This window comes from Niallia sp. 01092 (assembly GCF_052318935.1).
In the GTDB taxonomy this organism is placed as follows: Bacteria; Bacillota; Bacilli; order Bacillales; family Cytobacillaceae; genus Niallia.
Map to the genome: position 1 here is coordinate 124,012 of NZ_JBQRKO010000007.1, position 25,263 is coordinate 149,274.

26 protein-coding genes are annotated in these 25,263 nt (G+C 36.3%); 5 read left to right on the plus strand and 21 right to left on the minus strand.

From position 1 onward, the window contains the following. Nucleotides 1–10: 10 nt before the first annotated feature. The 12 genes from ACTXGU_RS08595 to ACTXGU_RS08650 form a co-directional block, all read right to left on the minus strand. Nucleotides 11–2,062: a molybdopterin-dependent oxidoreductase gene (locus tag ACTXGU_RS08595; RefSeq protein ID WP_443481090.1), complete on the minus strand. Its 2,052-nt coding sequence runs from the start codon at nucleotides 2,060–2,062 to the stop codon at nucleotides 11–13. Between the two features lie 44 nt (nucleotides 2,063–2,106). Further along, nucleotides 2,107–3,564, minus strand: coding sequence for a hypothetical protein (locus tag ACTXGU_RS08600; protein WP_443481091.1), 1,458 nt, complete (start codon nucleotides 3,562–3,564; stop codon nucleotides 2,107–2,109). Nucleotides 3,565–3,610: 46 nt separating this feature from the next. Continuing rightward, on the minus strand, nucleotides 3,611–4,561 hold the full coding sequence (locus tag ACTXGU_RS08605) for an FTR1 family iron permease (protein ID WP_443481092.1): 951 nt from the start codon (nucleotides 4,559–4,561) through the stop codon (nucleotides 3,611–3,613). Between the two features lie 31 nt (nucleotides 4,562–4,592). Continuing rightward, nucleotides 4,593–5,342: a hypothetical protein gene (locus ACTXGU_RS08610; protein ID WP_443481093.1), complete on the minus strand. Its 750-nt coding sequence runs from the start codon at nucleotides 5,340–5,342 to the stop codon at nucleotides 4,593–4,595. A 59-nt stretch (nucleotides 5,343–5,401) separates the two neighbouring features. Then, nucleotides 5,402–6,190, minus strand: a complete 789-nt coding sequence (locus ACTXGU_RS08615; RefSeq protein ID WP_443481094.1) for a glycosyltransferase family 2 protein — start codon at nucleotides 6,188–6,190, stop codon at nucleotides 5,402–5,404. A gap of 2 nt (nucleotides 6,191–6,192) precedes the next feature. Further along, nucleotides 6,193–7,653, minus strand: a complete 1,461-nt coding sequence (locus ACTXGU_RS08620) for an alkaline phosphatase family protein (protein WP_443481095.1) — start codon at nucleotides 7,651–7,653, stop codon at nucleotides 6,193–6,195. Next, complete coding sequence (locus ACTXGU_RS08625; RefSeq protein ID WP_443481096.1) at nucleotides 7,650–8,585, minus strand: lysylphosphatidylglycerol synthase transmembrane domain-containing protein; 936 nt, start codon at nucleotides 8,583–8,585, stop codon at nucleotides 7,650–7,652. The genes ACTXGU_RS08620 and ACTXGU_RS08625 overlap by 4 nt, the downstream gene beginning before the upstream one ends. After that, nucleotides 8,569–9,519, minus strand: a complete 951-nt coding sequence (locus tag ACTXGU_RS08630; RefSeq protein WP_443481097.1) for an NAD-dependent epimerase/dehydratase family protein — start codon at nucleotides 9,517–9,519, stop codon at nucleotides 8,569–8,571. The genes ACTXGU_RS08625 and ACTXGU_RS08630 overlap by 17 nt, the downstream gene beginning before the upstream one ends. Nucleotides 9,520–9,625: 106 nt before the next feature. Further along, complete coding sequence (locus ACTXGU_RS08635) at nucleotides 9,626–10,804, minus strand: hypothetical protein (protein ID WP_443481098.1); 1,179 nt, start codon at nucleotides 10,802–10,804, stop codon at nucleotides 9,626–9,628. Nucleotides 10,805–11,129: 325 nt separating this feature from the next. Next, nucleotides 11,130–11,390, minus strand: a complete 261-nt coding sequence (locus ACTXGU_RS08640; protein WP_443481099.1) for a glutaredoxin family protein — start codon at nucleotides 11,388–11,390, stop codon at nucleotides 11,130–11,132. Continuing rightward, entirely contained in the window at nucleotides 11,387–12,418 is a 1,032-nt protein-coding gene (locus ACTXGU_RS08645) for an LLM class flavin-dependent oxidoreductase (RefSeq protein WP_443481100.1), read from the minus strand. Before ACTXGU_RS08645 ends, ACTXGU_RS08640 begins: the two co-directional genes overlap by 4 nt. Further along, nucleotides 12,415–12,543 (minus strand): hypothetical protein, encoded by a 129-nt coding sequence (locus ACTXGU_RS08650; protein ID WP_443481101.1) that lies wholly within the window; start codon nucleotides 12,541–12,543, stop codon nucleotides 12,415–12,417. The genes ACTXGU_RS08645 and ACTXGU_RS08650 overlap by 4 nt, the downstream gene beginning before the upstream one ends. Nucleotides 12,544–12,694: 151 nt before the next feature. Here ACTXGU_RS08650 and ACTXGU_RS08655 point away from each other — a divergent pair, with 151 nt between their 5' ends. Further along, a complete protein-coding gene (locus ACTXGU_RS08655) occupies nucleotides 12,695–13,603 on the plus strand; it encodes a LysR family transcriptional regulator (RefSeq protein ID WP_443481102.1) in 909 nt (302 codons plus the stop codon). Between the two features lie 37 nt (nucleotides 13,604–13,640). Beyond that, nucleotides 13,641–13,829: a Fur-regulated basic protein FbpA gene (locus ACTXGU_RS08660; RefSeq protein ID WP_443481103.1), complete on the plus strand. Its 189-nt coding sequence runs from the start codon at nucleotides 13,641–13,643 to the stop codon at nucleotides 13,827–13,829. A gap of 142 nt (nucleotides 13,830–13,971) precedes the next feature. On the opposite strand, the gene ACTXGU_RS08665 is transcribed toward ACTXGU_RS08660, so the two are convergent. The 5 genes from ACTXGU_RS08665 to ACTXGU_RS08685 all read right to left on the minus strand — a co-directional run bounded on the left by ACTXGU_RS08665 (nucleotide 13,972) and on the right by ACTXGU_RS08685 (nucleotide 19,233). Further along, a complete protein-coding gene (locus tag ACTXGU_RS08665) occupies nucleotides 13,972–15,168 on the minus strand; it encodes an amidohydrolase (RefSeq protein ID WP_443481104.1) in 1,197 nt (398 codons plus the stop codon). Nucleotides 15,169–15,247: 79 nt separating this feature from the next. Continuing rightward, nucleotides 15,248–16,024, minus strand: coding sequence for an ATP-binding cassette domain-containing protein (locus ACTXGU_RS08670; RefSeq protein WP_443481105.1), 777 nt, complete (start codon nucleotides 16,022–16,024; stop codon nucleotides 15,248–15,250). Between the two features lie 45 nt (nucleotides 16,025–16,069). Next, a complete protein-coding gene (locus tag ACTXGU_RS08675) occupies nucleotides 16,070–16,846 on the minus strand; it encodes an ABC transporter permease subunit (protein WP_443481106.1) in 777 nt (258 codons plus the stop codon). A 177-nt stretch (nucleotides 16,847–17,023) separates the two neighbouring features. Then, nucleotides 17,024–18,052, minus strand: coding sequence for an ABC transporter substrate-binding protein (locus ACTXGU_RS08680; protein ID WP_443481107.1), 1,029 nt, complete (start codon nucleotides 18,050–18,052; stop codon nucleotides 17,024–17,026). A 68-nt stretch (nucleotides 18,053–18,120) separates the two neighbouring features. Continuing rightward, nucleotides 18,121–19,233, minus strand: a complete 1,113-nt coding sequence (locus ACTXGU_RS08685) for an iron-containing alcohol dehydrogenase family protein (protein ID WP_443481108.1) — start codon at nucleotides 19,231–19,233, stop codon at nucleotides 18,121–18,123. A gap of 537 nt (nucleotides 19,234–19,770) precedes the next feature. Between ACTXGU_RS08685 and ACTXGU_RS08690 the strand changes: the two genes are divergently transcribed. From ACTXGU_RS08690 to ACTXGU_RS08700, 3 genes are all read left to right on the plus strand, one after another. Next, nucleotides 19,771–19,992 carry a hypothetical protein gene (locus ACTXGU_RS08690; protein ID WP_443481109.1) on the plus strand — a complete coding sequence of 74 codons (222 nt, stop codon included), beginning with the start codon at nucleotides 19,771–19,773 and terminating at the stop codon, nucleotides 19,990–19,992. Between the two features lie 231 nt (nucleotides 19,993–20,223). Further along, on the plus strand, nucleotides 20,224–20,739 hold the full coding sequence (locus ACTXGU_RS08695; protein ID WP_443481110.1) for a hypothetical protein: 516 nt from the start codon (nucleotides 20,224–20,226) through the stop codon (nucleotides 20,737–20,739). Nucleotides 20,740–20,776: 37 nt separating this feature from the next. Continuing rightward, nucleotides 20,777–21,376: a hypothetical protein gene (locus ACTXGU_RS08700; protein ID WP_443481111.1), complete on the plus strand. Its 600-nt coding sequence runs from the start codon at nucleotides 20,777–20,779 to the stop codon at nucleotides 21,374–21,376. Between the two features lie 258 nt (nucleotides 21,377–21,634). Here ACTXGU_RS08700 and ACTXGU_RS08705 read toward each other — a convergent pair whose 3' ends face one another. From ACTXGU_RS08705 to ACTXGU_RS08720, 4 genes are all read right to left on the minus strand, one after another. Further along, nucleotides 21,635–21,775, minus strand: a complete 141-nt coding sequence (locus ACTXGU_RS08705) for a hypothetical protein (RefSeq protein ID WP_443481112.1) — start codon at nucleotides 21,773–21,775, stop codon at nucleotides 21,635–21,637. Between the two features lie 28 nt (nucleotides 21,776–21,803). Next, on the minus strand, nucleotides 21,804–23,132 hold the full coding sequence (locus ACTXGU_RS08710) for an LLM class flavin-dependent oxidoreductase (RefSeq protein WP_443481113.1): 1,329 nt from the start codon (nucleotides 23,130–23,132) through the stop codon (nucleotides 21,804–21,806). 131 nt (nucleotides 23,133–23,263) lie between these two features. Beyond that, nucleotides 23,264–23,806, minus strand: coding sequence for an NADPH-dependent FMN reductase (gene ssuE, locus ACTXGU_RS08715; protein WP_443481114.1), 543 nt, complete (start codon nucleotides 23,804–23,806; stop codon nucleotides 23,264–23,266). 186 nt (nucleotides 23,807–23,992) lie between these two features. Further along, nucleotides 23,993–25,168 (minus strand): aminotransferase-like domain-containing protein, encoded by a 1,176-nt coding sequence (locus ACTXGU_RS08720; RefSeq protein WP_443481167.1) that lies wholly within the window; start codon nucleotides 25,166–25,168, stop codon nucleotides 23,993–23,995. Nucleotides 25,169–25,263: the final 95 nt, after the last annotated feature.

Below are 25,263 nucleotides of genomic sequence, written 5' to 3' on the forward strand. Positions count from 1 at the left end.
GGTTTTTATTCTAATATAATGAATTTCTCTCTACTTTTTTCACATTAACTTTTCCTGAAAAAAAGGTTGCGCCTCCACCCATATCAGCGATCCGATCAGGTGTAAGACTGTTCACTAACTGCTTCTTATCTTTTTCATCTGCCCACAAGCCTTGCGATACTACAACTCCAGACAAAACATTTTCACCTACAGATGCAATAATTTCACATTCTCCTCGTTCATTCCACACTTTAACAAGATCCCCATTTTCAATGCCATTTTCTTTCGCATCTAGAACGTTCATAAAAAGCTTTGGATATTTCTCCATCGAAACATGCTTTTCATTGTTTGAAAAGGTTGAATTTAGAAAATTATGATTTGGCGCTGGTATATACAGAAAACCACCATCTTCTTCACTTTCAAGTGGAATATAGGTTGGAAGTGGAAGATAACCGTCTTCCTCCATTTTTTTTGAATAAAGCTCAATTTTTCCACTTGGCGTTTTAAGTGGAAATAAGGATTTTGAGCTCGCTTTTACATACTGATAATCTAAAAGTGATTGAAGAGTGATACCTTCTAAATAACGATTATTTTCATTATCAAGCGCTTGTTCAATCATCTCTTCCTCTGTATCTTGGAAAATCGAATCAGTGAAGCCCATCCCTTTTGCTAAAAGACGCATCACCTCAACATTTGATTTTGATTCACCATAGTTCTCAATTACTGGCAGGTGAATTTGTATATATTGATGCCAATAAGAAGCGTAGAAGTCCATATTTTCAAATGCTGATGTTGCAGGTAATACTATATCGGCATATGCAGCTGTTTCTGTTAAAAACAAGTCGTGAACAACTGTAAAAAGATTCTCCCTCATTAATCCTTCTTTTACTTTATTTGCATTTGGCGCAACAACGGCAGGATTACAACTATATACAAACATAGATCGAATTGGCGGATCAGCGTGCAGTAATGCATGTCCAATCGAATTCATGTTAATAACGCGAGTTTTTTGATCAAGCAATAAATCTGGTCTTTGCAAAGCCTTTGCATTTGTAGCTAAAAAACCTGAATTTGATTTTATTGCCCCGCCTCCCTTAACAAGCCACTGTCCCGTTAATGCAGGCAGACAAGAAATTGTTCGTACACAATTTCCTCCATTATCATGATGCTGCAACCCATTGCCTATTCTAATGAAAGAAGGAGATGTTTTCCCGTACATCCGTGCAAGCTTATAAATATCATCGACCGGTACTCCTGTTATGCCCGATACAGTTTGCGGATCATATTGATGGACATGCTTTTGCAATTCTTGATATCCAATCGTATATTCTTGTAAAAAATCCCTGTTCACCATATTTTCTTCAAAGAGAATATGCATGATTCCTAATGCAAGTGCACTATCCGTACCTGGCAAAATAGGAATAAACCAATCTGCCATACGTCCTGTTTGATTTTTATGCACATCAATAACGACGATCTTTGCTCCTTTTTTCCTAGCTTTTTGAGCAATTGTCAATTGATGCATATTTGTACTAACAGCGTTAATACCCCAAAATAAAAAGAGTTTTGTGTTAATCGTTTCTTCTGGGTCAATCCCTATAGCATCACCCATTGTATATTTGTAGCCTGTTGAACCAGCAACTTGACAAATCGTTCGATCCAACCTGCTTGCTCCTAGACGATGAAAAAAGCGTCGATCCATTCCTTCTGCATTTAATCTCCCCATATTTCCATAAAAGCTATATGGGAGGATACTTTCTGAACCATATTGTTCGATTAATTCTTTCCAATGGTTTGTAATGGTTAAGATCGCTTCATCCCAGCTAATTGGTTCAAATTTCCCTTCCCCTTTTTCTCCTACTCTTTTCAGCGGAGTTTGAAGGCGTTTCGGATCGTATATCCTTTCCGTCATATGACGAACTTTATTACAAATATTTCCTTTTGTAATCGGATGATTCGGATCCCCTTCCACCTTAATTATTTTTCCATTTTGCTTATGAACGAGCAACCCACATTGATCCGGACAATCGAGTGAACATACAGACGGAAAAATCCCATCCTTTTGCTGAACAATATTTTGCATGATTATCACCTTTATCCTTTAAGAATCTCCTTTTAAACCTTATACTACTTAAACCATTCATACAACGTAATCTCATGATAAACAGGGTCATAAATAGGATTGGATTGAAACGTTTTTACTTTTTGGATTTTGCCTGACAGATCAATCCCTTGTTTCGAAAACCCTTCAATTACTTTATTCGTTAAAAAAATTTGACTGTTTTTATAATAACTCATATCATGCAAGAAAATCTCGTATGTCATAATTTTTTTATGATGAATTGGGGAGTCCAAGTATTCCAATACCCTTGTTTCTTCCCATGTGTAAAGAATAGAGTTTTTATCCATTTTTTTTGTGTATTCTGCTAATTGATAGCTGGCAGGCATTTCGTTAGCTTGTTCATCAATCATTTGGACCGATTTTACCGAATTCGAAAAAAGCAAGATTATAAAGATAACGCCTGCTATCGGATGAGTCCATTTCTTTAAAACTGCTACGAACAGGATAAATAGGATAAACAAGACAACAGGCACAATATGCCGAGGTTTATCCACATTTTGTGCCAACAGCGCCCAAATAAAGTAGCTTAAAGCCATCACATAAGCCAACGAAAATGTTTTTAAACTCCACTTAAAATGCAATAAACCATAAAGCAAAAATAAGACCATGATGATAGCAATAATAATAGACAGCGACGATAATCCATGCCAAAAAAGATTGTTGAACATCAATGTAAATACCCGATCCAAAATAGATTGATCGCTTGAAACCGCCGTATTTCCCCAATCATTAAAGTGGCCGCTCGTAAATGCAAAGGCAAGCTTCACAAATCCATGAATACTTCCTTCAGAAAAAATAATGCCCGCTATCCATATGAGCTGAAACAGGAAAGCAAACACGATGCGCATATACAGCTGCTTCCGTGTATATGTTTTGTCGTTCCATTTTTTCCAGAACAAATAAATAAGTCCAACGCCAAAAGGTATGTAAGATAAACGTATTCCAAGCAATACACTAAAAAGAATCAGAGGCAGCCAATCAGCAAGGCGCCCATTCTTTCGAACGGCTCTATCAATGCTCCAAAAATACCACCATAATGCCGCTAAGCCCGCTCCTTCAGACATCGGTTGATTTACAGTTAATAGAATATATGAAGAGGAGTATATCATGGCAGTAATCAAGAAACTGAACGGCTTTGAAACATGTCCTCTTGCCAGATTATAAATCGGAAAGGTTGCACTAAAATAAAAAAGAATATTAAATACCGTTAAGGAAGCTGTTTGATCTTCTATGAATTGATGGATAAACATTCCACCAAGAATAAAGTAAGGGTATCCGGGAAAATGTGGCTGCATCGCCATGATATCGAATCGTTCCAAAGCAAGAGAATAATCCACCTGATCCCATGAAGCTGCGAAGGCATTAATGTGCTTTAATTGGTACAAGAATAAAATGATGATGGCGGCTATACTTGTCAAGACAAGTATTTTGTAATGCCACTCAGCTTTTTTATGTATATCCATATGACCTTCCTTCTAATAAGCATATAGAAAAAAGCACAAGGAAATCCTAGTACTTTTCATAAACGTGCTTATTCTTTTGATTGCTTACTGCGTTTTTTAAAGCTTTTGTCTTTTTTTTACTGTTTTGTTTTACATCGTCAGTAGATCGATAAGACGTTAATAAATAAATTCCGGCAAAATAGCCAAGGTAGGCAATAACTTCTTCTATAGATGGCATCGATGAGTAGCCAAACAATGCTTTCAAAAAGATGCCAATTTCCCCTGACAATAACGGTGCTGTCCCATGATCTCGCAAATAATGATCATAATCAATCGGATGCTCCGGCAGGAACCAAGTTAAATCGTATAGATGTGGAATGACACTTCCGATAATCTCTAAATCCTGCATCATCGAAATAGCCTGAACCAGAAGCCCAGCAGCGATTAAAATGATAAATGCCCCTGTCACTTTAAAAAATGTCTTAAGCGATATTTTCATTGTTCCTTTAAAGAATAGGTGAGAAACAACAAATGCAATGACGACGCCAGTAATAGCACCCCATCCGTGCATCGCAGCACCAATATTCCCGCCAGTAATAGCAGCAAAGAAAAAGACGGTTTCAATCCCTTCCCTAAGGACTACTAAGAAAGAGTGAATGACCATTCCAACAACATTTCCTGTTGAAATAAACTTACTCATCTTGTCTTCCGTATTGCCTTTTAAGTCTCTGCTATGGCTAGCCATCCAAAATACCATTTGTGTCAATAGGAGAGCAGAAATAATCATGATGCTTATTTTCAAATACATTTCACTGACCATTGCCGCAAAGCCAGTGAATACAAGTTGAAATAACATAGCAGCCCCAAAACTAGCCAATACAGCTAGCCCGGCTCCCAGCCATACATATTTTGTATACTTCTTGTTATCCGTTCTTTTTAAGTATGTCGTGATAATTCCTACAATCAAGAGCGCTTCAAGAACCTCACGAAATGTAATTAACAGTGCTTGTATTTCCATAAAATGACCACCTCTCTCCTATTGAAAATAATTATTTTCTTTTTTGTCTTGCCACGATAATAACAGCTGCAATAACAACTACGATGATAATGATTGGCAGCCAGTTTCGGATATTGGATAAATCTGTCCAATCTTTATTTTTTTGTTCTGTTTCTGTAGCACTTTCAGAAAAATGTCCTACTTCTAAACTTTTTATCTTAAATTCTGATTGAAGCTTTGAAAGAATTGTCTCTTTACTTGCTTTAAAAGCGTCTAAATCAGCTTTTTTTTGCCCTACTCCAAAAAGTCCAGGATTGCCCAGAGAATCTAAAGCTTTATCAAATTCTGCTTTGAGCTCTTTATCAAGATCTGCGTTTTTTGCTTCTATTTTCGGAGACAGTGCTTCATATGTAGCAAATCCCTTCGCCAACAATCGTTTACTCGTATCAAACTCTTTGAAATTTTTTTCAACATTTTCCAAACGCCGAGCAATATTTAATACAAGAAGCACATCCATATTTTTAATCGTCTGTTCCTTATCTTTATCCTCTATGTTTTGGAGAATAATTTTCGATGGATCCGGTCCCATATGCATATCGACTTCTTCTTTAACGGTTTCATAATGTTTTCGTGCTGTAGTAAAATCTGGAGGATTTTTATCTAATTCGATCACCATTTCTTTATATGCTTCAGCTAATTCTTCCTTATTTGGATCACCATATGAATAAGCATTCGCTGTTATAGAAAACAAATGGGTAAAAAGAAAAATAACTGCAAAAGTTAAAATAATTCGCTTTTTCATATCCTAGTTCCTCCTATCGATAATGTTAATGATAATGATTATCATTATTTATGTCAATGTTATTTTGCTATTTTCAGGCTGTTTTTATGAACTTTTTCTGACTTTTCCAATTCTTCTAAATTATAAGCATTCTTATGAATATCAATTTTTTCAACCTTACGATTCCATTCCTTCCAAATTACAGGAAGAACGGAAGATAAATATCCTTTAAAAGTAATAAATGATTCCCCAGTTGTACGAACTTGGTATGGAATAGCTACTTCCTTCATCCGAAACCCTTTTCGAACGAGGTTTAATGTGAGAACTTGTGCATAATTATAATCATGAATAATTTCAGCATGTTGAAGGGCTTGTCTCGAAAAAGCCCTCATCCCCGACTGTCCGTCGTGAATCCATTTTCTCAATAACAAGCTCTGAAGAAAGGTAAAACAATAGTTGCCTAAACGGCGGTGAATCTTCATGCCCTTAATGGTGCCTAAAAAGCGTGACCCCATTGTATAATCTGCCTCTCCTTGAAAAATGGGGTGCAACAGATTAGGAATGTGATGAGCAGGATACTCTCCATCTGCATCGATCATCACACCAATGTCTGCTCCTCTTTCAAAGCACTCACGAAGCCCAGCGCGAACCGCTGCACCAAGTCCCTGGTTTTTCGAAAAACTGACAATAAAGTCTGCTCCAGCTTTGTTTGCTACTTCAACAGTTTGATCACTGGAGCCATCATCAATGACCAAAACTTTTACATCCACTTTTTCATGAAATTCCCGGGGAATATTTTTAATAACGTCTCCGATTGATTCCTCCTCATTAAAGGCTGGCAAAAATACAATCACTTGAAGTTTATTCATTATTACATCTCATCCTTCTGTTCAATGGCATCTGTTAAGACTTTTCCTCTGCTATGACTTGGAAAAGGCGCACCTAGTAAATGAGCTAATGTCGGTGCTAAAGAAACAAGACTATGTTTTTCTTCCACTTTCTTTCCTTTAGCAATATTCGGTCCGTGGATAAAAAAGGGAACAAATCTTTCTCCTTCATCTAAATGACCATGGCCGCCGATCCCGTCAGCCTGCCCATGATCCGCACAAATGAAAAGGGTTGTATTGTCCATCTTCCCCTCTTCAGTAAGCCAGTCTACAAAATCTTTTATAAGTCTGTCAGCTTCGTGTATTTTTTGCAGGTATTCATCATAAAGCACACCGCGGCTATGACCGGTTTGGTCTGTTGCAATCATCTGTACAATAAACAAATCTGGATCTTGTTCTTTCATGATTTTTTTTGCCCGCTTCATAATATTCGGATCCGCCTGATCATTATGCATTACAGCCGTTACCGTTTCAACATCGCTTCCCATCGAATCAACTAAATGGGCGATTCCAAGCAGCCTTCCTTTTTTGCCAACCTTCCTTAACGAATCAAAGATACTCTCTACCTTAATTCCTAATTTCCAAACCATATTGGAGTGAATGCCATGTTCCTTAGGATAAGTTCCTGTAAACATCGATGAAAAACAAACGACCGTTCTTGCAGGGTAGACGGTTTCCATGTTCATATATTCTGTACCGTTGTCCTTTAAATAATCAAGAAATGGCGTATTTGCATCATAAAAACGCTCCTTGCGCATTCCATCTATCACAATAACAATCGCTTTATCAGAAATGCTTTTTTCCGGCTGTGCAAACTGATCTCTTGTAAAGCCGCTATACATTTTTGGCTTCCAATCGAATAGATTGCGATGAAGAATATAAGCAAAGACAAGCACACTTAAATAAAAGATGACAATAGATGTAAAATCAACTGAAGTACCTGAATCTAATTTTGCATAGAAAAATTCCCAAAGAGACAACAACAGTAAAAACTTAGGAATTTGTTCCTGAGCGTTTCCGCTTGTTGAATCACTATTTTTCATTACAAGCTTCCAAAAACGGGTAAAGTTTAACCACGACGTACCGATTCTTAAATGATAATAAAGCGTACCCCAAAAGAATACGGTAAAAAAGAAATATAGACCGATTGAAAAGAATAAAAGACTAATATTTGTATCATTCCATATGATTAAATAGGCAACAAAAGGAACCCAAAGATAATTGCGTAAAAAAAGCGGAAAATCAAAAAGATAATAAACAACTAACAATGGGATCACATACAAAAACGATTGAAATAAGGCTAAGGACGAATCCCAATCGGTCAAAACTGCCATGTGAAATAACAGCATCGTTCCGACCACAAAGATCGGTGTAAAAGGTTTCCCCTCATTTAATAAATTCCAGCATCGTGCCGCAACCTTTTCAAATTTTGATGCACTTTTCATTTGCTTCTCACTCCTCTCACTCTTGTCCAGCTTAACATTGTCTTAAATGATACCCGATATAGAAATATAGCTATTGCCCCTGCTGCATATGAAAAAAAGAATTTGACAGCATGAGTAACAATAGCAATCGTATAACCTTCTTGAATCGCAAATCCGAATAGTCGCAATGCAAAGACTAGAAAGCTTTCATAGTTGGCTATTCCACCCGGTGTTATTTGGAAAATTTGTCCTGAAACCGTTACACTATTGGCAAAAACAGCTTCGAGAATCGATAAGTTTCCCTTGTAAACGATAACCGTTCCGTATAAGACAGCTGCTTCTAAAATCCAACTTAATCCTATAGCAGTAAAGATCACCATTCCATTTCTGCCTTTAAACGCTTGTTTGAATAGTTTAAGGTGCCGTTTTAAAAAGACTGGAAAAAACCGCACTACGACGATCACGGAAAGAATTAGTACAACACTTCCAATTATGACCAGTGGAATAGGTATTTGAAAATCTACTCCAAGCACAAAAAGACCAGCCATTGTAAAGGCTATTAAGCAGATCATGTCCAGCAGCCTTAGAACAATAACAGAATGGACCGCATCCTCCCCGCTTATGTCATCCCTGGTGCTCAAGATTTTTATTCTGACAAGGTCGCCTGCTTTGATGGGCAATAAATGGTTCACAAACAAACTATATAAAATTCCCACTAAACATGTCGAAAACCTAGGCCGTCCATTTAAATAAACTTTCCAAGCTAAGGATTTCAAACAAAAAGAAAGAAAATATACTAATAATATTGCAGTCAGAGTGAATGGCGATTGTATAATAGCCTTTATACCATTCCAAATCCATCTACCATCAAAGTAATAGAATGTCAGATAAAAAAAGAAACCTACAACCAATAAGGAACATATTAACTTTACCGCTTTAAAGGTAATCTTCATTTTCCTTCGCCCACTTTACGGTTTCGGCTAAACCTTTCTCAAAACTTATTTTAGGCTTGTACTCGAAAAAATCTGCTGCTTTATCAATATCGGCCCATGTTTGTACAACATCTCCTGTACGAGATTTTTCTTTCCTAATCTTCATCTCTGGAAAATATCGCTTTAATTCATCTAATAAGGAGAGCATGGAAATTGGGTTGCCTGAACCAAGATTAATTACTTCGCTTTTATGTAATTGAGTCAACGATAAATAAATGCCGTCAACAATGTCATCTATATAGGTAAAATCACGAATTCGATCTTCACCAAACAGTGTGATTTCTTGATTCTTAAGCAGCTTTTTTAAAAAGATCCCGAGTGCCATATCTGGGCGAACCCAAGGTCCGTATACAGTAAAAAAACGTAAGATCTTCGTTTCAAATCCGTATAAATGTCGATATACATGACAAAAAGACTCTGCGGAATATTTGGAGGCAGCATACGGTGAAATCACGTTGCCGGTAGCCAGCTCTTCCTTCAATGGCCCCTTTTGGTTTCCATACACAGATGAGGAAGAAGCAAAAATCATTTGCTTAGCACCACTTTGTCCACAGGCTTCCAGAACATTGATGGTTGCTTTAATATCATAATCCACATATTCTAATGGCCTTTCAATCGAATAAGCAACACCAGGCAAGGCTGCTAAATGGATAACCGCATCTGGTGAAATAGATTGAAAGAAAGCAATTGTTTCTTCCCTATTTAAAAGGTCCAATAGTGTAAATCGATCCTTGCTCAAAGAGTCAATGGTACTCAATTGTTTCCTTTTTCTTTCTTTAGAATAGTATGGATGCAGACAATCGATGATATGGACCTCATGATTTTCTGCTATTAATCTTCTTGCTAGATGGCAGCCAATAAATCCTGCACCACCTGTAATGATAATCTTCAACATAACACCTCTATCTATTTTATTGGACTTCATTATTCCAATTATAGACGTTTTATTCAACAGGAAAAACCTTGTTTAATGACAAGGTTTTTCCATTAGTGTAAATGGTTTATTTCGCTTGTTCAATAACTTTTTGCAATGTAGCTTGGATTTCTGCTAAGATTGGCTCTCCTGCCTTTTTATCCTTCGCCTTTGCTGCTTCAAGGTATTGTTGAGCCTGCTCGGTTAAAGTTTTATAGTCTTTTTCACCAATAAGTCCTTTGATATCTTCCCCAATGACATCAATAAACAATGCACCTTCCAATGCGGTAACAGCTGACTTATCTTCTCCCCAAGTTTCTACACTTTCCTTATATTCATCCAAGGCAATTTTGGAAAATCCACGTACAAATGCTTTATTTACAGCTTCTGGGTCAAGCTTTGCTACATCATTTTCTAAATTGAATTGGCTCTCTATAAATGCTGCTTCCTCTGCAGAGTGCTTGTCCACGTATGTGAAAATAGATTGGTAAAATGCCCAGCCTTCTGCTTGTTCAATTTTAGCCTCTTCTGCGTTTTCTTTTGCAGCTGCAGCAGCTTTTGTCGCATAACCATTAGGCTTTGCACCTGTTGCCAAATAGAATGTTTTCATTAATGTTTTATCTACCACTTGTTTTCCTAATAAGAAGCCTAGCTGATCACCTGACTCTGCAGCTTTTTCAATTTCATTGAATCCGCCGTCAATAACGGAAACCATATTCGTTCCATAGGCAGCATCACGCTTTTCAACCGTTGTTTGCAGGATAGAATAAAATTCCTTTGCTTCTTCTATTTCTTCTTTTACTTCATCCTTTTTGCCCCAGTTTTCTTCAATTTCAGTAAATTCATGTTTAACTGTTGTATAGAAAACCTTTTGCATTAATTTATCGAAAATCTGTCTTACAACGACAGGATCCATTGATTTGTCTTTGCCTGCCTGAAGAGCAGCTGTTATGTGCTGGTCGCTCTTTGCTTCAAACTCTGCATCGCGGTTTTGAACAAGGGTTTGAAGATTTTTTGTATAAAGCTCGGATACTTTCCCGAAATCAACTTCTTTTCCTTCTTTGGCTTTATCTAATTCTGTAATAGCTTCTGTATAAACGGAAGCATAATCTACTTCTTCTGAAGCTTTAGATTCTTCCTTTGCTGCTGTCTCTTCTTGTTTTTCCTCTTTTGGCTTTTCTGCATTATCCTGTGCTCCACAAGCTGTTAAAAAAGCTGAAGCCATGATAAAACTGGCAAAAATAGATTTTAATTCTCTCTTTTTCATTTCGTTTCCCCTCTTCTGTTTTAATAAAAAATAGATAAAATAATTACTTAATTGAAATTGATTTTCATTTATGAATTTGATTATATGGAGAATGATTCTCAATGTCAATGAGTTGTGAGATAATTTTTTGAAAAGTAATAATATTTTTTTATAAGAATCCATTATTGGTATCTACTGTAAGTATGCTGCTGAATTTAATGGAAATAATAGTGAAATCAACCAAAAAATGCTTCGGTTATGAACTTAACCCAAGCATTTTTTACTATAATGTAATTTATTCAATACTTTTTTTCAACCTATTACAAAACAATAAATTCTTTGTTTATTATACTTCCAATTCCTCCTTTAAGGCCTCCAAATCAACTTTAAATACTGCCTTATACGATTCTTTTTCCCCATTGCTGATTTCTACAACTGGTACATATCTAATACCATATTTCACCTCTAATACATCTCTTAATATATCATTCTCTGTTACATCAATATTGGAATATTCTATATTATTTTCTGTTAAATAAGACTTTACTTCTTCACAATAGCTGCAGCCTACTTTACTCCATACGACTACTTTTTTTGTTTGACTCATATTGCCTCTGCCCCTTCTATTTCCAATTTTATATCTGTTTGAATTGCTTCTTTTAATAATCTAAAGGATTTAATTCGTTTCTCTATATCTTCAATAGGTGTCAAAGCAATTATTTCATCTATTTCATATTGTTCTGATAATTGAACAATTCTTTTTCTTACACTTTCTTTTGTACCTGCAATATAGCCTGCCTTTTGCACTTTTATTTGATAATCTAGTCCTTCGCTTTCATTTATTAATTTTTCTGCTTGTTCATTTGTGCCCACATTCAAACTTTTCCCGTTTGAGAAAGTTACCTTAATTGTTTCCTTTTGTTTTATATAGTCAAGTGCTTCTTCCTCTCTTTCAGCAACTGCAATAGTCGTTGATAAAATGAAAGTGTTTTTTGCATCTTTAGGAGATAGTTGTTGAAATCTTGCTCTTGCTTCTTTTAATACAGCTTCTTCTCCATTTATAAAAAAGGCAAACACATAGGAAATCCCTAATTTTGCAGCTAGTTCTGCACTTTCAACACTTCCTCCAAGCAAATAAAGCTCTGGTTTTACTGTTGGAACAGGAGTTGCCTTTAACTCCGCAGGTGAAAGATTATATTCGCTTGATATAAAATTTTTTACCTCTTTAATCTTTTGTTCAAAGCTTTTTTGTGTTTCTTTTTTGTCCTCTTGCAAAGCCTTTGTAGATAAATTCAATCCGCCCTGTGCCTTGCCAATGCCTAAATCTACCCTATTGGGAGCCAGCGATGATAAAACATGAAAAGCTTCTGCCACTTTATAAGGACTATAATGCTGCAGCATCACCCCGCCTGAGCCAATTTTTATATTTTTCGTTTTTGCTAATAAGTATCCAATAAGAACTTCAGGCGCAGATCCGGCAATTTCTTCACTGTTATGATGTTCAGATACCCAAAAACGATGGTAGCCTAAATCATCAGCTGCTTCAGCAAGCCGGACTGTGTTCAGCAAACCTTGTTCTGCTTTTTCCTTTTCTCCTACTGGACTTTGATCAAGAATGCTTAACTTTATAGTCATTTTTTCACCCTCCCCGCCGATTGAATAAAGTCATATTCGGGCTGAATTTGAAACCCTCCCTCTAAATAATTTTTATTTTGAGTATCCATTATAAAATCACCTGATAAATTTGTTATTTTTCCCAAAATTATATTCTCCTTCCACAATTCCATCTAAACCACTTGGAATAGTTGTTGATATAGATTATAATAAAACAAATATTTGCATATGTATAATCAGTAAAAGTAAATCTGTACTTTAAAATTTTTAAATTTCATATAAAGAGGTGTAAATAAATTGGAAATACGAGCGATCAGAACCTTTACAACAATCATTAAATTAGGCAATTTTCAAAAAGCTGCCGAAGCCTTAAATTATTCTCAGCCAACCATCACCCTACATATTAAGCATTTGGAAGAAGAAATCGGCGAAAAATTATTAGATCGAGGAAAAACGCTCAAAATGACTGAGGCAGGTCGGCTTTTTTATGAACGAGCGAATGCTTTATTAAGGGAGTACGACCGATTAGATAAAACTTTAGAAGATTTAGAAGGCGGCAATGCAGGTTTAATTCGCATAGGTGTATCTGAACCAACAGCTAGTCTAGAATTTCCGCACATACTATCTAACTTCTTAAAGGAGCATCCAAAAGTAGAAGTGTCTATATATGTGGCAGATGCTAATACATTAAGCACGATGCTTTATCGCGACGAAATTGATTTTGCCATTTGCGGTGCACCGGAAGTAACGATGGAAAACGTTTATAAACCTTTATATTATGACGACATTGTTTTACTAGTATTTGAGTCTCATAGGTTAGCTGATAAAAATGAAATTAATCTAAAAGATCTACAGGATGAAACACTACTTTTTACTCCGAATAATTGCCCAATCCGGATCAAAATTGAACAATCAATTGTAGAAGCAATTGGAACAAGTTATAAGAAATTAGAGCTAAGCAGCAGCATGGCCCATAAACATTATGTACAGAAAGGAATAGGCATCTCCCTTTTTACACGAATAGCCCATTCCTCCCCAATACCAGGAACAAAAATAGTGGAGATTAAGGATCTGGATGCAGCACCAGTAATTGGGCTACTAAGAAGAAATAATAGCAGTTTTGGCAAAGCTTCTACCAACTTGCTTCAAGTCATTGAAGATTATTTCACCGAAAAATCTTCAATGAAAAAGCCTTTGGCTATCTAGAGTATAAATATGAAATTTTCTTTAGGAGGATCATCAAATGAGTAATGAAGACCTTTGTCAAAAAAGAAGAATGCTCATCAATAAATTAGTCTGCTTTGGAAACGATAACATCACGACGTTAAACAACTTGTCCCTTAAAGAACTACAAGAAAAATATCATCAATTTGAATTTTGTACACATCCACATTTTGGGGCAGGTTCACTTATTTGGAGAAAAGGAAGTTAATCAAAGCTTAAACAAGCGGTTGCTCCTTCGTCCGTCTAAACCCAGTGCTTTTTCAGTGCCGAGAATAATAATTTCTATTAAAAATAATCCATTATCCTCCTATAACTTTTAGGAAGATAATGGATTATTTATTGATACCTATTCATACTTGTGGGATATACTTAGCAGATAAGGACTGCCCGTATAGTTCTACTAATGCTTGTTCCGCTAAATCTGCAAAGTAATAGCTTGCAGGCAATATCGCTTCTTCATTTAAATAATATTTCGGATGATGAAGCCCGTATTCTCCCGCTACTCCAATGTTGACAAAAGCACCTCTGATTTTTTGCTGGTAAAAAGCAAAGTCTTCACCACCTGCAGTCGGTTCTACTTCGACCACTTTATAGCCATTTTGCACAGCAATGCGTTTCGCGAAGAGCGTCCATTCTTTGTCATTTTGAACAGATGGTGGTCCAGGATGCCATATTAAACGTGCTTCTCCGCCATAGCTTGCAGCGACTCCATTTAACACCCTTTCTATTTTTGCCGGAATCGTTTTTCTTATTTCTTCTTTAAAGGTGCGGACAGTTCCTTCTAAATAGACTGATTCAGGTATTACATTCCACGTGTTGCCTCCATGTATTTGTGTCACACTTATTACAACACTTTCACTAGATTTCGCCTCTCTGCTTACAATCGTTTGTAATCTTGAGATAATTTCCGCTGCTATAATAATAGGATCTATTCCTTCCTCCGGTTTTGCAGCATGGCTGCCTTTCCCTTTTACTTCTATCTCAAATCGATCTACACCTGCGGTTAGCACCCCTTCTTTTGTTCCTAATACACCTAACTCGCTAAGTGGATCATTATGCAATCCAAAGATTGCTTCTACATTTTCTAATCCTTTTGATGCGAGAATTGCTTTTGCTCCATGCCCTGTTTCTTCAGCTGGCTGGAAAAGTACTCGAACGGTTCCCTTTAAATTTTCTTGCCTTTTCTTTAATAAATAAGCAGCACCTAATATAACAGCAGTATGAAAATCATGTCCACAAGCATGCATGACACCTGGAACTGTTGATGGAAATGGAATATCTGCTTGTTCATGAATTGGAAGTGCGTCAATATCTGCACGTATTGCTATTGTAGGACCAGCAACATTCCCACTTATTTCACCAATAACTCCCGTTTTAAGAGGCAGGTCCAAAATGTCAATGTCCGCTTCTTCTAACCACTTTCTTATTTTTAAGGTGGTTTTTACTTCTTCATTCGATAATTCTGGTTCCTGGTGAAGATTTCTTCTGACATCAATTAATTTTTGTTCTAATTCACTTTCATTTTTTGTAAAAATATCTAGAACCAACGGTTTCCTCTCCTTTTCTTCATAAAATAATAGTCTTCTATTTCAAGCTATTACTAGCCCAATATCCCCATGAATTCAATTAAAGTATATTAGACTTTAACGAGGAATACTCTAATTTTGGCAAATGATTATCGTTCAGTTCTTGTTTTCCTAAAACTCGATCTAATATCATCTTCTCGTAGTAGATAAATTCATTATTTCTAATTCTTGGTCTTGCTAATGGAATCGAAACATCCATCGCTATACCCCCTTCTTCTATTAGAAGCACACGGTCAGCTAAAGCTACTGCTTCACTGACATCATGTGTGACTAAAATAGCAGTAAACCCTTTTTCTTTCCATAAGTTTTCGATTAAGTTTTGCATTTCAATTCTCGTTAATGCATCTAATGCACCAAGAGGCTCATCAAGCAATAACAGCTTAGGATCAGCTGCCAACGCTCTCGCTAAAGCTACTCTTTGTTTTTGGCCTCCGGATAATACCCTGGGCCATTGATTTCCCTTTTCTTCTAAACCTACAGATGCTAAAGCTTTATAGGCATCTTCCTTGTTCTTATTGACAGCGCAAACTCTTACATTTTCGACTACTTTTTTCCATGGCAATAACCTTGACTCTTGGAACAGCACTCTTGTTTCTGCATTATATCCTTGAATTTTTTTCCCTTCTGTAAGCAGCTCTCCATTAGACGGCTGTTCTAAACCAGCTATCAATCGTAACAGCGTACTCTTTCCGCAACCGCTTTTCCCGACAATCGCAATAAATTCGCCTTTATTAATAGTCAAATCAATATTTTTTATTATATTTGCCTCACCAAAGCTTTTGTCCAGTCCTTGAATTTTCACATTAACTCCACTCATTTTATAGCTCCTGCCTCCTATCATTTTTTATTCCATTTGTATTAATTAATTTTTTGAAAAGTTAGGATGCCATTGCAGCCATCTTTTCTCCAGAAATTTAGCAATCGTATCTGATAGTTTTCCAAGAACGGCATATATTAAAATACTTAAAACAATTACATCCATTTGCATAAACTCTCTTCCGTTCATTGCCATATATCCAATCCCTGAATCAGCTGCAACTGTTTCAGCAACAATTAACGTGAGCCACATCACGCCTAAAGAATACCTCACACCTACTAAGATAGAAGGCAGCGCCCCAGGCAGAATAACATGCCAGAATAAAGCAAAACGATTTAAATTATACACTTTTCCCATTTCCGTTAATCCCTGCTCAATGGAGCGAATACCATGAAACGTATTTAAGTAAATCGGAAAAAATACCCCTAATGAAATAAGCACTAATTTTGCCGGCTCCGCAATTCCGAACCATAAAATCACTAGCGGAATAAGTGCAAGATGAGGAATATTCCGCACCATTTGAATCGTTGAATCCAAAAGTTTTTCAGACGTTGAACTTAATCCGTTCACTAAACCTAAGAGAAGGCCGACGCTTCCCCCTATAATAAATCCACTGAAAGCTCTTTTTGCACTATCGCCAATATAGTCAGCTAACTCCCCGCTTTTTACTAAAGCAATAAATGTACCTAACACCTTTAAAGGTTCTGGAAAGGTTTGTACGCCAATGGTTCCACTTGTTGTAAGTACATGCCATAAAAGAAGAAGAATTACAGGTACAATCCATGGCAAAATTTTATAAGAAATTCTTACTTTCTTCTTCACCGAAATTCCTCCTTATAGTGTGTGTTCAAAAAGGTAACAAATTAGAAGCAAGAAGATCGAGGCGGCGTAGCTTTGAGCAACACAGCGTATGCTTTTAGATACGTGAGTAGCGGAAAAGCAAGCCAACGAAGAGGTTCGACGCTTATCATTTGGTGCCTTTTTGAACATCCTCTTATACTAATTTTTAGATAATTCGTCTGTAAGCTCTTGATCAAAATCATGATTCCAAAAGGAAGAAACATCAATATTTTCCTTTATTAAGCCAACCTTTTTGAATGTTTCCACGATATCCTGCTGCGAATCGGTATTCGCTTCTGACAGAGGAATAACAGTTGATGGACGCTGCTCTTCCCCTTCTTTTAATATCTGCAATGCTTGCTCTACTGGCTGCTTTGTATTTTTCGCTACTATTTCCGCCCATTCTTCCTTATTATTGCGTTCCCATTCATATGCTTTATTTAATCGATCCAGATAATCAATAATAGCCGCATGTTTTCCTGGATCTTTAATAGCTTCCACTGATGCATTCACTTGGAAATTGCCTGATAAAATATCTTTTGCACTAGCAATCGTTTTTGCATGCTGCTGTCTTGCAGAAACAATCGCATTCCCATAGCTTGCTAAAGCATCAATATTTTTTCCTAATAATGCTGCTAAACCGTCCGAAGTTGTTAACGGTACAGGCTTAATATCATTCCATGTCAACCCAGCGCTTTCTAGCATTTTAATAAGAAAATAATGAGCTGTTGTATTATTGACATAACCTACTTTTTTCCCTTTTAATTCGGAAACATCCTTTATACTGGACCCTTGTGGTACAACAAGTTCCTGATTCAATGTACTCGATTGAATGATCGCAATTACTTTTGAATTGTCTCCATTTTGTGATAAGGAAGAAAAAATTGGTGGAATTTCACTTGAAGTTCCAAGGTCCACATGACCAGCATTCATTGCTTCCAGTATTAAATTTCCACCTTGAAACACATTGTATTGAACCTTGTATGGTGTATCGTCAAGACCAGCTTCTTTAAGTGCATTTTGATAAGTGCCCCATCCTGTCTCTGCTACCCGCAAAGTTACATCACTTAACTCGTTTTTCGTTTCCTTTCCAGTTGCACTCGTTTTTGTACTATCATTGGAGCATCCTGCTAAAACACCCGCTGCTAAAGCGATTGTTGCAATAATTGGCATGATTTTCTTCTTCATACTTTCTCCCCCTAAATTTCAATACAACTAAACTTATCTATTAACTCGGTTTTAAAGCAATAAACATTTTATATAGATGTATTTAACGCTCTTTCTACTATTTTTTCACCAAATGCATTTGCTTTCTCTATTGCATTTATTAATGTCTCTTCGTTTACTTCAAAGTCCAATACTCTTATTGCTTCTTCTCTAATTTTGACACTTGCGGCGATTCGATTAATTTGTTTCTGTTTCTCATGCTGTACTTCAAGCTGCTCTAATGTGATGGAACCTTCCCATTTGTGCAGGATAGAAATCAATTCAGCTACTTCTTCATCCGGTTTTCCTTCTAATATAAGTTGTGCTATTAGTCCGAAACCAACTTTTTCTCCGTGCAAGCTTTTAGCTGTCCCTGGAATAGCAGTGATGCTGTTATGGATAGAATGAGCAATTGCTGCACGAGGCTTTTCTGTTTTTATGCTGCCAACCATCCCTGCCAACATAATGATTGCATCTACAACTTTTGTAAATTCTTTCGTTACTCTAGCCTTCTTATTGTCCTGAAGTGCTGCTGCCCCGTTTTCAAGAAGAATATCTAATGCTAATTTTGCTGTCGTTAAGGATGTTTGAAACGCAACATCATTTCCTTCATTGCTTATATGTGGTGCAATTTCATACCATTTAACAATCGTATCCGCAATACCTGCAGCTAAATATCTAGAAGGAGCCTTTACCAAAATATTAGGATCGACTAGCACGGTATGGGGAGATTCTTTTAAAATTTTATACCCTACTGCTGCACCTTTATCGTTGTATAGAACTGTTAAGGCGGACCATGCTGCACATGTAGCCGCAATGGTTGGTATCGTGACAACCGGTACACCAATATTTTCGCCGACTGCCTTTGTACTATCTAAAACAGTTCCACCACCAATCCCTACAATAACATCTGCCTGTAATTCAACTGCAATCCCTGTAATAGCTTGAATCGATTCTTCTGTGCAATACCCAGAATAAACATGTACTTGATACTCGACTCCTGCATTTTCTAAGCTTTCCCACACAATCGAATCAACCGCTGCTAAAGCGGTATAGCTTCCTATAACAATCGCCTTTTTTCCAAGTTTCCCTATATATTCACCTGCAGAATAAATAATATTTTCTTTCTGTATATACTCTTTCGGCGCTTTTATTTTGGACATATAAAACCCTCCTATTTTTGGTTTAGATCTTGGTATTCACTTTTTAAACTAACTAAACAAATCGGATTAGTTTGATGTGTATTCATCATACAACAACACTTAATAAAAGTATAATTAGTAAAAATGAAGAGGTGCTTTACTATTTTTAATAGAAAAGACATAGAAAACACATAAATTACAAAAGGAGTTTCAAAGATTATTCGCTGGAGACCCAGTAGTGTAAATTAGAAGAAATATTTAATACTATTAAAAACAAAAAGAACCAAAACGTATCCACTTGCAAGTAGATACGTTCTGGCTCTTATTTAAAAACATTAAAATATGGAAAATAAAGAACCGAAAATGACAATAAACATGGAAGCCACACGGTAACTGATTTGTCTCATGTCAACTTCACAGAATTTTAGGCAAAGGAAGCCCATTCCTTCAGGCGTGGAAGGAATTTGTTTTTTTTGAACATTTTGTTAAAAGGTGCATTTGTTCTAGTTTATTTGTTATAATCGAAACGCGAACGAATGTTCGGTAAGGAGGATTGAAATGGCAAAGGAGATAACGCCTTCCTATGTATTAACGATGGAATTATGGACAAATCCTTCTATTATTAAAGATATAGAAAGCAATTTAGAAGTGAGTCGCGTCATTTATAATTCGTGTCTTGGAGAACTATTAAAACGGGAAAAACAAATGAAACGGACAAAAAAATATAAAAAATTAAGAAGGTGTCTTCGTACTGTTTGTAAAAAAAGTTTCCTATTATGAAACGCAAGGAAATAAAAAGAACATTCCATTCTATCAAAACGAGAAAAAGCAAATCATGAGGAAAATATTTGATATACAAGAACAATTTGAGTTAACAGAGTATGCGATGCACGATTTCTTAAAACCATTCGGAACCATTTTGGAAATACATTAAATGCAGATATTGCTCAGAAGACTGCTACTCGTGCTTGGAATACATTTTGTAAGAAATTGAAGGGTGAATCCAAGAGAGTGAACTTTATTAAACGCGGAGAAATGTTTAGTTTTGAAGGGAAGAAAAACAATACCGGCTGGTTTTATCGAGATGGAACCATTGTTTTTGGAAAAACAAATATACATTTAATCATAAAAGAAAATGATTTGTACGTGCAGGAAGCATTGTCTAACATCGAAAACAGCGTTGAATTTGCATACAAAACGAAAAAAGGCGAGCTAAAAAAATCTTTCCATAAAGTAAAATATGTTCGTATTGTAAAGCGTGTCATTCGCGGGAAAACTCGTTATTTTACCCAATTAATCGTTCAAGGATTTCCTCCAGCGAAACGAAAGAAAGATGGTTCATTCAGGCATCAAATTGGAAAAGGTCGTGTTGGCGGAGACTTAGGAACTTCTTCTATCGCAGTCGTTGGAGAGAATAACGTTCTCTTAACGAATTTAGCTGAGAATGTGATGAATCAATCAAGGAAAATTCGATTGATTCAAAGAAAAATGGATCGTTCCAAACGAGCGATGAATCCGAACAATTAAAAAAGGAAAAAAGACATGGATTTACTCCAAACGTTATTTGAAATTAAAATCGAAACGGAAAGAGTTATACCGAAAACAAGCCGATACCAGAAAACAATCTCATCGTACATTAGCTAATAGACTTCTATCTTTCGGAGATGAACATTACTGGGAAGAAATGAATATAAAGAGTTTGCAAAAGCGTTCTAAGAAAACAGAAATCAGTGAAAAAACAGGAAAATACAAACGTAAAAAGCGTTTTGGAAAAAGTATTGGACATCGAGCTCCAGCAATGTTTATGAGTATACTTGAACGAAAAGTAGCAGCTCAAGGCGGAATGTTTAAGAAGGTAAATACAAGAACATTCAAAGCTAGTCAGTATAATCATAAGACAAATAATTATAAGAAAAAAGAATTGAAAGAAAGATGGCACATCTTTAATGATGGGACAAGAATTCAACGAGATTTATACTCGGCGTTTCTGTTGATGAATTCTAATCGAACAGGGACAAAAACGAATAGAAAACGTTGTGAAAAGACGTTTGAAATGTTTCAATCTTTACATGATAAAGAAATAGAACGAATAGAAAAACAAGGAGTAATGGTGTTAAATTCAGGCATTCAATTAAAAAACAAAAAAACTGCCGTAGCAGTTTAAAAAAATAATGGCGGTGTGACCTACCGAGTCTGTGAGGACCATAGATACAGTCGCAAATGGCAACAGAGGTTGCTTTGGCTGTGAAAGTTCTGAATAAACCTTTAAACATAATGTTTATTAATGTCAGTGCTTCATTCCCAAGCCGTCCGCTTATAAGAGTGTGGAGTGTGTGAATGTACTTGTACATGTATGAATGAAGAGAAGCAAGAATTTTTCAGAACCCCATTGCTTTAGCGATGGGAGTGTGTCAGCTTTCTTTTAGTATGGCGGCAAGACTGAGTCTTTCAGCATTAGTTGATACACAACATCACCTGGTAAATCCTCATATAGATAAACGGATCCAAAAAAAGCGCCATTCGATCCTATATGAGTTAAAATTCGTAAAAGAACTTTCTTCATACTTATTTCACCGCCTTTTCATCTCTATTTACTTTCTTTCTGGTACTTTACTGTAACGATTAATAGGAACCTTTAAACCTAAATGACCTCTTAATGTGTCATGTTCATAAGCTTCTGGATAAATCCCGCGCTCTTGTAAAATAGGGACTACTTGTTCCACAAAATCGGATAAATCATTAGGAAGCAGGGTATGAATGATAAAGCCATCTGCAGCTTCTTCCTCCAGCCATTCTTGAATCAAGTTTGCAACATATTCAGGTGTACCTAAAAAATTACTTCTCGGTACTGCTACTTGAAGTGCCACTTCTCTTAACGTCAAATTGTTTTCTTTCGCTAGTCTCTTAATCTCATCTGTTGTACTTTGGAATGCTTCTTTGCCAATGTTGCCGATATCAGGAAATGGTTCATCAAGCGGAAATTTGCTGAAATCAAAGTGATCAAAGAATCTTCCTAAATATTTAAGGGCATTTTCAATTGGTATGAGGCTAATAAAATCATGATATTTACGCTCCGCTTCTTCAGTCGTGCGTCCAATAATTGGTGTAATTCCTGGAAAAATCTTTACCCTTTCAGCTGATCTTCCCTTTTGAATTGCCTGCTCTTTAATGTCTTTGTAAAACTCCTTGGCTTTTGTAATATCGCTTTGATTCGTAAACACCGCATCTGCTGATTCTGCCGCAAACGCCCTCCCCCTTTCAGAAGAACCTGCTTGAAAAACAACGGGATGTCCTTGGTTTGACCGAGCAATATTTAATGGTCCTTTTACCGAAAAATGCTTCCCTGAATAATTCAGTTCATGCAGTTTATCCGGATCAAAAAATACACCTGTTTGCTCATCTCGAATAAAGGCATCATCTTCCCAAGAATCCCATAGTCCCCGAACAATATCTAAATGCTCCTCTGCAATTTCATAGCGGAGTGAATGAGAAGGAAGACCACTTTTACTAAAATTTTCTGCGGCTCCACCAAGTGGAGTCGTAACCACATTCCAGCCTGCTCTTCCACCGCTAATTTGATCAAGGGAGAGAAATTGCCTTGCTACAGTGAACGGTTCACTGTACGTCGAAGAAACAGTTCCAACTAAACCAATATTTTTTGTCGCTGCTCCTAAAGCTGATAATATGGTAATTGGTTCAAATCTGTTTAGAAAATGCGGCAGTGATTCTTTATTAATGTGAACCCCATCTGCAATAAAAACAAAACTAAATAATCCTTTTTCCGCTGTCTTTGCTTGATTGATATAAAAATCCCAATTTACACTGGCATCGGAAGGGATATCTGGATGTCTCCAACCGTCTGTCGTTCCACCAACACCATGTATAATCAACCCAAATTTCACATGTTTCTTTTTAGCCATTAAAATCCCCTCCAAAAAGTATTCTTATAAGTTTAGTTGGTTTTTAATAAAAAAATTATTTTTTTAATTTATTGTTATATACTCTAAAACTGCTTCTCTTCATTCTTTTCTCCTGCGAATCTCCTAATCAATTATTCTTTCACAGGCTGCTGAATCTGGCTTAATACTTCGTTAAGCGTGTTGATTACCCTCTCTTTTACCGTTTTTTCTAGTTCAAAACGATTCCCTTCCAGCTTTGTAATTTGCGTATCAACTGTATAAACAACTTTTAAAATATTCGTTGCACCTAATGCGGAAAGAACTGGCTTTAGTGCGTAATCTATCACCAATAAATGACCAAAAGATCCGCCAAGAACGAGTGGCACAATTATTTTATTATTTAATCCATTTTGTGGGAGCAAATCTAGATAGGTTTTTAAAATCCCTGTAATAGAAGCTTTATAAACAGGTGTTACAATAACAATAACTTCACTTTTCTCTACGATTTGATTTATTTCCTTAATCTTATCGTTGTTGTAGTCAGCAGTTATTAACGCCTCGCTTGGTAATTGATGAATTTGAATCACCTCTGAATCAATCCCATGTTCTTCTAAATAATTTGTACTAAAATCAATCAAACCTGTCAGCCTCGAATAAACAGAATTACCTCCAGCTAAAATAGCAACTTTTGTCATGAACAATCCTCTCCTTTTTTCATTTCATTTATTCCTATATGATTAATTGGTTATTATTATAAGCCAACCCGACTATAATGTATATTTTGTATTTCTAAAGTGACACTTTAATAATCCTAAATTTACCTGTATTAAATTTAGAAATAAAACTTTGATTAAAACACATCACAAACCCGTATTTTACGGTCAATAAGAAGAATTAAGCTTCGTTTTTATAAATCTTTGTCCTTTAATCGACGCGAAATAAGCTTCTGCTAGTATTTTGATTCCCCGGTCAATTTGTTGCTCATCGCAGTAAGAGAAACATAGACGGATTTGATTTTTCCCTTCACCGTTAACATAAAATGAACGCCCTTCTATCACACTTACACCATTTTCAAAGGCTTGTTGTACAAACTTTGCTGTATCTACCTCTGGCTTAAAGTTTAACAATAGGAAGAACCCACCTTCTGGTACGATAAAATGGACTTCATCTCCGAAATACTTCTGAATACTATTGACCATCGCATCTTGTTTTGAGCGATACGTATCAATTAAATTTTTCAAATGATCCTTATATGAAATTTTTTCTAGTAATGCAGTAACAATTTCTTGTGTAAATGGACTTGTTTGGCTGCCTAGTGCTAATGTGTGTACTTTTTGCAGCACTTCTTCATTCGCAATCATCCAACCTAATCGAAGACCAGGGGCGATAATTTTAGAGAATGTACCCAAGTAAATAACACGCTTTGGGGCAAATGAATAAATAGACGGTAAATATTCATGTGTAAAGCTTAAATCACCGTATGCATTATCCTCTAAAATATAAAAGTTATATTCATAAGCAAGCGCTGCTAATTTTTTCCGACGCTCTATCGATAGCGTTACACCAGCTGGATTATGGAAATTAGGCATGCAATAGAAGAACTTAGGAATTGGTTGATTCTTCCCTTTAGCATCCTTTAATGACTGTTCAAGAATGTCCACTTGTACACCCTCTTCATCTAGAGGAAATGTTTTAATCTGGGCGCCAGCTAAACGGAATGACTGTAAACCATTAAAAAACGTTGGACCTTCAACCCAAACCTCATCACCTGGATTAATTAGAACACGTGTCGTTAAATCGATACCTTGCATAGCCCCGAATGTCGGGTAAATTTGCGTTGCCTCAACGAAAATCTTACTTTTTTCCACTTGTTCTTTAATCCATTGTCGTACCTTTGCGGGTCCTAATCCTCCTGAATAATGTAGCGCCTTATGACCATTTTCTAAAATCGACTCAGAAGCGGATTGCGCTAATGTGCGGATTGGAAAAAGAGGGGTTGACGGGAATCCAAATGATAAATGGACGTGATTAGGTTCAGTTACCGTCGTACCTCCAATAGAAGGTGTTTCTGGTAAAAGCTTAGAATATTAATAGTTTGGTAGTTGTTCTGTCATAGATAATCTTCTCCCTTACATTACTTTAGAAAGATTAA